This is a genomic window from Aeromonas sp. QDB23 (assembly GCF_027707745.1).
Classification (GTDB): domain Bacteria; phylum Pseudomonadota; class Gammaproteobacteria; order Enterobacterales; family Aeromonadaceae; genus Aeromonas; species Aeromonas allosaccharophila.
In genome coordinates this window covers 1-7,408 of sequence record NZ_JAPCJA010000093.1, presented here as the reverse complement: position 1 = coordinate 7,408, position 7,408 = coordinate 1, and the positions used below count along the sequence as shown (strand labels likewise).

Here is a 7,408-nt window from a genome sequence, read left to right as displayed (position 1 = left end):
GAGATGTTAACGCCCTACATCGAGCAGGTGCATACCATCACCTTTGACAACGGCGGCGAGTTTGCCGAACACAAGGCGATAGAGGAAGCGCTGGGTGCCGAGACTTACTTTGCGCACCCTTACTCTTCGTGGGAGCGCGGTCTGAACGAGAACAGCAATGGGCTGTTGAGGCAGTTTATCCCAAAGGGAACAGACCTGAGAGAGGTCACGGACGAGGATGTCAGGAGAGCGGAGCAGTGGCTCAACCTACGACCTCGGAAATGTCTCGGATTCAGGCAGCCTGTCAAGGTATTCGAAGAGTACCGTCAGGCGGCATAGGCGAGTGTCGCACTTCGAAGTTGAATTCGCGTAGTATTCAGGCTGAAAGTCAGGGGTAATCAAAAAACTTTATGTTTCAATAATTTTGTTATAGAGCTTTTCTAATTCATTTAATGGTAAAGGGCGGCTAAATAGATAGCCCTGATAAGCATGACAACCCAATCGAGCTAAATAATCTCTCTGTGCTTCTAATTCTACACCTTCTGCAATAACATTCAGATTTAGACTTAGACCTAAAGCCACTACCATTTTTGCGATAGCTGCATCATTGCTGTCAATAAGAATGTTTTTAACGAAACCTTGATCAATTTTTAGTTGATCAAGTGGCAATCGTTTTAAATATGAAAGTGATGAGTAACCAGTACCAAAATCATCTAACGAAAACGATACACCAACGGCTCTTAATAAGGTCATTTTGATAATAATATCTTCGATATCTTCAACTAAAATACTTTCAGTTAATTCTAGTTTTAGCTGGAGCGGATTAGCTCCAGTTATTTTCAAAACTGTAAGCACTTCTTCAACAAAATTTGGTTGGTAAAATTGCTTCGCACTGACATTGACTGCAATCGTTAAATTATTCATTTCAGCACTATTTGCCCATGAGACGATCTGTTTACAGGCTGTTTCTAACACCCAATGTCCCAAAGGGATAATTAATCCGCATTCTTCAGCCAAAGGAATGAAGTCGGCAGGAGATATAAATCCGCGTAGTGCGTGCTTCCAACGAAGTAATGCTTCAACCCCTATTAGTTGTCCACTACTGATAACTTGTGGTTGGTAATAAAGCTGGAATTCTTCTTTGAGAATAGCTCTACGCAGGTCATCTTCTAATGCTACTTTGATCATGAGCATATCTTGCATTTTTTGATCAAAAAAACGTACTGTATTGCGACCTGCGGACTTTGCCTCATACATTGCCATATCTGCGCGTTTGAGTAATTCCTCTACACTTTCCTGATGGTCAATGAATAAGGTTACACCAATACTAGAGGTACTGTAGCGGAAATTATTTTCAATTAAATAACTCTGATTAAGAGAGTTTAGAATTTTTTCACTTACACATTTTGCGATAGCGGCGGCTTCAGCCATTTCATTACTGAGATCTTCAAGAAGTACCACAAATTCATCACCACCAAGACGGGCAACGGTATCGTCTTGGCGTACACAAGAAATCAATCGAGCTGCGACTTGTTGTAATAAAGCATCCCCACTATCGTGTCCATGGGTATCATTCAGGGTTTTAAAATTATCAAGATCTATAAACAATAATGCTCCGCATTTTTTACTACGCGCACTTGAGATCAATGCGTGTTTCAGCCGTTCCAATAACAATCGCCGGTTAGGTAACTGAGTTAATGGATCATAAAAAGCCAGATTATTAATTTCTAGTTCAGCCGCTTTTCGTTCAGATATATCCTCAAATACCCAAATGCTACCTGATTCGGGAGTGTTTGGATATAAGCTACCACCGTGAAGACAAGCCCAGAACTCGCTACCATCTTGGCGTTTCATTCGTAACTCTTCTGTATAACCGTTTGGCGTTATTGCAATTGCGGCTAAGGCACGTTGATGTGTTGCGTGGAATTGTTCATCGGTTAAAAATAAAATTTTATAAGGTGCTCCATGCAATTCGCTTGGTATGTAGCCAAACAAATCTTCAGCATGACGATTAGTAAGTTGAATTATATTGTGACGGACAAAAATAACTCCCACAGGTACGTTAATTAAAATTGCTTTTTGCTCGTCAAATGCGGTACGTAGGTCGTGTCTCATATGGTCGAGTTGATTAGCTAAATGACCGATCTCATCAGTTCGCTGCAGTTTTATCTCATGATCAAAATTACCTTCGGCTAATTGGTGCGAAAAAGCTGCTAATGTGGTCAGTGGCTTCAATACTCGGTAATGCAGTGCTATAAAAATCAATATAAGTGCAAGTATAAATTGGCTAAGTAATATAGACATATAAGACAACTGATTTTGACGTGATTTATGCTTCATTAATCCGTCGTCCACGACAATATCTACAAAACCAGCTATTTGTCCATTGAAGATTAATTCATGCCCGATACTGTGCATGGAACCTATTGGATGAACTGGTTGTTCTAAGCTAAATATACGGTTATTTTGGGTATCCCTAATTGAGACCTGGAATATTTGTGGGTCTAATAAAGAGGCACTGACTATTTTTTCAATAGAGTTAAAGTCGTAATTCCATGTTGGTAATGCAAGACTATTTGCAAGCAATACACTTCTATCATGTAAATAGGCAGTAAGCTCTTTATTGGAGTTGTATTGACTAAGTTGATAGATGAATACAAATCCAATAACAGCTGGTATTAATAAGCCGGCACACATGGCGATGACAATTCCAGTGCCCACTTTTTTGAAATTAAATATATTAAATTTAACCAATGTAGCTAGAAAGTCGGACATAGCATTGCCTTGCTGTAATTCATTGATCTATCTACGCATTATTTGGAATGCTAGAATGATAAATAATGCCAAAATGATATATTAATTTACATGCATTAGCGTTATTATCTCAGGGGTTTTATAATTGTCCTTTGTTACCAATTTAGTCTCTGTAAAGATAATTTTTTCTTTTATAGGGGTATTTTTAATTGCTTCAACGGCAGCTTTTATGCTGAGATAACCCATTCTCCTTGGATCCTGAATAATCAATGAATCAACATCTTTATTTTCCAGACCTTGAACTAAATAGTCTGTATAGTCAAAGCCAACTAGTTTGACTTTTCCTGCAATACCCATATTACGTAAAGCTCTAAGCACACCATCGGTAGCGGATTCATTGACTGCAAAGATCCCATCGATATGGTGAGTACTACTTATTTTCGTTAAGTAGTCAGAAGCATTATGTAGTACCTTTCCTCTAGACCCTCCAGCATATATATCGCCAATAATTTTAATATCAGGTGAGTTTTTTTGCAGATGGTCTATAAATCCCTGTGCTCTTGATTCGGTAGATGCGCTATCTTTAACAATTCTAAAAATGACTACATTTCCCGCGTTGTTTAATGTTGCTGCCATTCGCTTAGCCGCTAGTTGCCCGCTAAGATAATTATCTGTACTAATATAGTTTTGTTGAACTGAACCATTAAGTGCTGAATCAACGATGATTATCTTAATGCCTTGTGCTGCAGCCTTTTTTACCGGTTCCACTAATTGTTGTTTATCTGTTGGAGCAATAATGATGGCGTCAACACCAGGATGTGTGTAGGCCTTAAGTATTTTAATTTGAGCGTCAGTATCATCATTGTAAGATGGACCTCGCCATGTCAAATCGATAGTGTCAAATTCACGTAAACCGTCATTTACACCACTGCGCATGATATCCCAGAACACTTGATCACTCGATTTTGGGATAAACACAATATTCATATTTTTGGTATATGAACTGTCAGAAAAAAAGAGGAACTGAAGAAAGAACAGTGCCGTTAATAGGTTTTTTTTTATTTTCATACAGCATCCTTCTCGAAAGTAGGCAAAAATCGTTATTTTATGTGATAATTATTTTCATTTGTAATGTTGTAGATTTTAAGTTGAACTAAAATGTAAAGAACGTTAAATGAGTGAAGAACGTAAGATGAACAGTCATATGTCTAGGTTAATTAGTTCAATAGTTACTACAGAATAAATGGTCTGACAGTTATTGAAAGCATAAGTCGAAGGTCAAATTGTATATACCGAACTGAGCTTCGTTTGAAGATTGCGTTTTACATATCGATTCTCTCTAAACCAGATATATACCATAGAGCTATCTATTACTTAATGCAGTAAGTGCTAATATAAGTACCTGTATTTGAATTATATGTAATAAAGTTAAGCAATACAAGTATTTCTAGTAGACTAACTAGAATTTTTCAACTATTGAGTAATAATTCACAATATTCGAACTTTTTTAGATTATTCTTTAATCTTAGCCAAATAACAATATTTAATTGGCGCACCGGTTAGCATTGATGACATGATATTCTGATTTTAAGTCTATTTTTGGCAAATAATGCTTAGCCATCCCCTCATATGAGCGAGGCGTGGCGCGGCTTCTGAGGTATGATCGCCATCCTTGACCAGCTAATACCCAACAGACTATCCCCATGTTTAACCACGAACTAATCCTCAACCACATCGACGATATATTTGGACAGGACATGCATGCCAAGCGTGTTCTTTCCCTCGCCAATGCTACCCTCGGGGTTATCGAGTCAGGTTCACTGGCCATCCACGCCATCGGTAGTGGCCTCTCCTTGGCCAACGGTCTCGAACGTAAACATGCGGTTAAACAGGTGGATCGCCTGCTCACTAACACCAAGCTCAATGTCTGGAGCCTCTTTGACGATTGGGTGCCCTATGTGGTCGGTGAACGTACCGAGATCGTAGTCTCCATGGACTGGACCGAATTCGATGCCGATGATCACAGTACCTTGGTTATCAGCCTGCAAACCAACCACGGTCGCAGTACTCCGCTGCTGTGGAAAACCCATCGAAAATCGTTGCTCAAAGGGCAACGTAATGCCCATGAGAAAGAGCTGCTCACCAAACTCAAGCAGACGCTACCAGAGGGTATCTTCGTGACAGTAGTCGCTGACCGAGGCTTTGGTTACATGGAGCTGTTCGAGCGCCTGGAACAAGAGCTAGGCTTTGCTTATGTCATTAGATTTAAAGGAAATATTTTGGTTGGTTACCCTGGTGGAGAGCAGGTTCCAGCTCGTGACTGGCTAACGCCGACCGGACGCACCCGAACCCTCAAACAGGTGGAGCTCACCGGACAGAGACAGCCTGTCGAACGGGTCTATTGTTGTCGCAAAAGTGGCATGAAGGACGCTTGGTTTCTGGCCAGTAACCGGACCGACCTGAGCGCCGCCAAGGCGTTGCAACTATACGGCCAGCGCTGGGGTATCGAGACCAGTTTTCGTGATATCAAAGATTACAAATTCGGCATGGGTATGGGAGATGTGCACATCAGTAATCCGGTCCGGCGCGACCGACTGTTTTTATTCAGTGCCCTGGCCATCGTCTTGCTGACGCTGCTGGGTAAGGCTGGAGACAGTGTCGGTCTAGAGAGAACGATCAAGGTCAATACCAGCAAGAGCCGAACCTATTCGTTCTTTCGGCAAGGGGTCATCTATTACCAGTTGCTACCTAAAATGAAAGAAGCCAATGCAGTCCTATTGCTGGATAAATTTATCTACTACCTGAAGCAACACCGTTTATATAGCCGCACACTTGGAATTATTTGAGTCTCTAAAAATGAGGGGATCTCTAAGGTGTATAAGAGTCAGGCTCAGTGGTGCTGGACACCGGACGATCTGATAGAGTGTGGATAATATGGGGGAGCAATTTGTGGGGATCCCTCAGGTGAGACACTCTTTTGAACCTGTTTTCGTCAGCAAGAACGAAGAAATGAAAATAAATGATAGGTTATACACGTGTAATTAGCCGCCAGGCATTCATTCAGGGAGGCATGGATAAACCTCCCTGAATGACATTCCGATTACTGCGCCTGACCCCGGTTTATCTTAGTGAGTGGCTCATTCACATCGAAAATTTTGTAGATGACTTCGGACACCCCGAGTGGCTTCAGGCGTTCTGAGTGCTTTTTGACATAAGCCAATGCAGTATCCTCATCCTGAAACAGGTAAATGCCGCCAGCCTCTTGATTATCCTTACTTTCAGTCCAGATTTTCCAGATAAAACCAGGTTCAGAATTGATTGATTCTGCCAGGCCTACCAGTTGACGAGACATTTCGGGACCAAACGGGCCATGAAAATCAAAGTGTAGCTGTAAAAGTTTGTTCGACATCATACCTCCAGTGCTAACGTTTTCTCAGAATGCCTGTATGTTATTATGAATTTATTGCACAATCAACTTCATAAATTAGCCATTATGTGTTCAAAAATATGACAGAAAGACTGAAATCCACACTCGACCAGTGGGTGAACTTAGTTGCTATCAGCGAAGAAGGAAGTGTGCAGGGCGCTGCTGAAAGGTTAAATAAGAGCCACACCACTCTTTTGTATTCAGTGAAAAAACTTGAAGATCAGCTTGGTACGAAGCTGGTTGAGGTGGTAGGCAACAAGACGCGTTTAACAGCCAATGCGACTTTTCTTTTACGAAAAGCGGGCACCATGCTTGAAATAGCCCGGCAATTAGAAAAACAGAGTCATCTCCTTTCCGAAAGATACGAGTCCAATCTCACAGTCTCAGTGGATCATCTTTGTGATCGCAACTGGATTTATGGTCCCTTGACAACATTCTGTTCTAATAATGAATTAACATCTGTTACTTTGCGCGAAACCTCGCTTAGCTCTACCCGAAAATACGTTAAAGAAAAAATATCTGATATTGCCATTATTAACCTACCTGTTGAAAATCACCCATCATCTTTCTTTGGCCATGTAAAGATGTTGCCGGTAATTTCTTCCAGGCACCCACTTTCCAGGCAAAAGAATATCAATGTAAATGAATTGGTAAATACAACTCAAATTGTTCTGAGAGACTTAGGTCGCGACGAAAACTTTCAGGGGGAAAATGTTGGCTGGCTGAAAACACAACGCAGATTAACGGTGGACAATTTTGATTATGCAATTGACGCAGTGATTTCAGGTTTGGGATTTTGCCGAATTCCTGAACACCTTATTAATAAAATCAATAATCCTGAGATTGTTAACCTTGATATTCAGGAGGGATTTGACTACCAGGTTCCCCTTCATCTAACCCTACCTAAGGGCGAGGAGACAGGACCTGCTGCTCGGGCTCTTTTTAATCTTCTGATGACGGAAGCAAACAAAAGGGTCCGATGATGTTAATAACCTTACAGTTCATGGAGTAAAACCGTTCCTGATTACCACCATGATTCAGCTCTTCAGGACTACACTTAAAGGGTTCTGTTCTGGAGGGTTAAATCATGGCCAGAAACAAGGTTCAATTTCAAAAAAGCATGAGCATTCATACCTTTATTCAGCGTTATAGCGATGAAGCGCAGTGTCAGCCAGGGCGGGATCGCACTTTGTTAATGAAATTTGAACAGGCAGATCGTCTGTGATCTAATCGCGTCTCCATGCAGGA

Annotated in this window: 7 protein-coding genes; 4 read left to right on the top strand and 3 right to left on the bottom strand. The window is 41.1% G+C overall.

What is annotated here, in order from left to right:
• Window positions 1-318, top strand: a 318-nt coding sequence (locus tag PG888_RS21965; protein WP_270692918.1) for an IS30 family transposase, incomplete at its 5' end; no start/stop codon positions are given.
• A gap of 69 nt (window positions 319-387) precedes the next feature.
• Here PG888_RS21965 and PG888_RS21960 read toward each other — a convergent pair.
• Both PG888_RS21960 and PG888_RS21955 read right to left on the bottom strand, forming a co-directional pair.
• Window positions 388-2,754 (bottom strand): EAL domain-containing protein, encoded by a 2,367-nt coding sequence (locus PG888_RS21960; protein WP_270694378.1) that lies wholly within the window; start codon window positions 2,752-2,754, stop codon window positions 388-390.
• 81 nt (window positions 2,755-2,835) lie between these two features.
• On the bottom strand, window positions 2,836-3,801 hold the full coding sequence (locus PG888_RS21955) for an ABC transporter substrate-binding protein (protein WP_270694377.1): 966 nt from the start codon (window positions 3,799-3,801) through the stop codon (window positions 2,836-2,838).
• Window positions 3,802-4,436: 635 nt separating this feature from the next.
• On the opposite strand from PG888_RS21955, the gene PG888_RS21950 reads away from it, so the two are divergent.
• A complete protein-coding gene (locus PG888_RS21950; protein WP_270694376.1) occupies window positions 4,437-5,579 on the top strand; it encodes an IS4-like element ISAs18 family transposase in 1,143 nt (380 codons plus the stop codon).
• 254 nt (window positions 5,580-5,833) lie between these two features.
• Here PG888_RS21950 and PG888_RS21945 read toward each other — a convergent pair whose 3' ends face one another.
• On the bottom strand, window positions 5,834-6,142 hold the full coding sequence (locus PG888_RS21945) for a monooxygenase (RefSeq protein WP_185666326.1): 309 nt from the start codon (window positions 6,140-6,142) through the stop codon (window positions 5,834-5,836).
• Window positions 6,143-6,240: 98 nt separating this feature from the next.
• On the opposite strand from PG888_RS21945, the gene PG888_RS21940 reads away from it, so the two are divergent.
• Both PG888_RS21940 and PG888_RS21935 read left to right on the top strand, forming a co-directional pair.
• Window positions 6,241-7,143: a LysR family transcriptional regulator gene (locus tag PG888_RS21940; RefSeq protein ID WP_270694375.1), complete on the top strand. Its 903-nt coding sequence runs from the start codon at window positions 6,241-6,243 to the stop codon at window positions 7,141-7,143.
• A gap of 104 nt (window positions 7,144-7,247) precedes the next feature.
• Entirely contained in the window at window positions 7,248-7,385 is a 138-nt protein-coding gene (locus PG888_RS21935) for a hypothetical protein (protein WP_270694379.1), read from the top strand.
• Window positions 7,386-7,408 lie beyond the last annotated feature (23 nt).

Coding starts and splice junctions, on each gene's coding strand:
- PG888_RS21950 (WP_270694376.1), top strand. CDS start 4,437: ATGTTTAACCACGAACTAATCCTCAACCACATCGACGATATATTTGGA.
- PG888_RS21935 (WP_270694379.1), top strand. CDS start 7,248: ATGGCCAGAAACAAGGTTCAATTTCAAAAAAGCATGAGCATTCATACC.
- PG888_RS21955 (WP_270694377.1), bottom strand. CDS start 3,801: ATGAAAATAAAAAAAAACCTATTAACGGCACTGTTCTTTCTTCAGTTC.
- PG888_RS21940 (WP_270694375.1), top strand. CDS start 6,241: ATGACAGAAAGACTGAAATCCACACTCGACCAGTGGGTGAACTTAGTT.
- PG888_RS21960 (WP_270694378.1), bottom strand. CDS start 2,754: ATGTCCGACTTTCTAGCTACATTGGTTAAATTTAATATATTTAATTTC.
- PG888_RS21945 (WP_185666326.1), bottom strand. CDS start 6,142: ATGTCGAACAAACTTTTACAGCTACACTTTGATTTTCATGGCCCGTTT.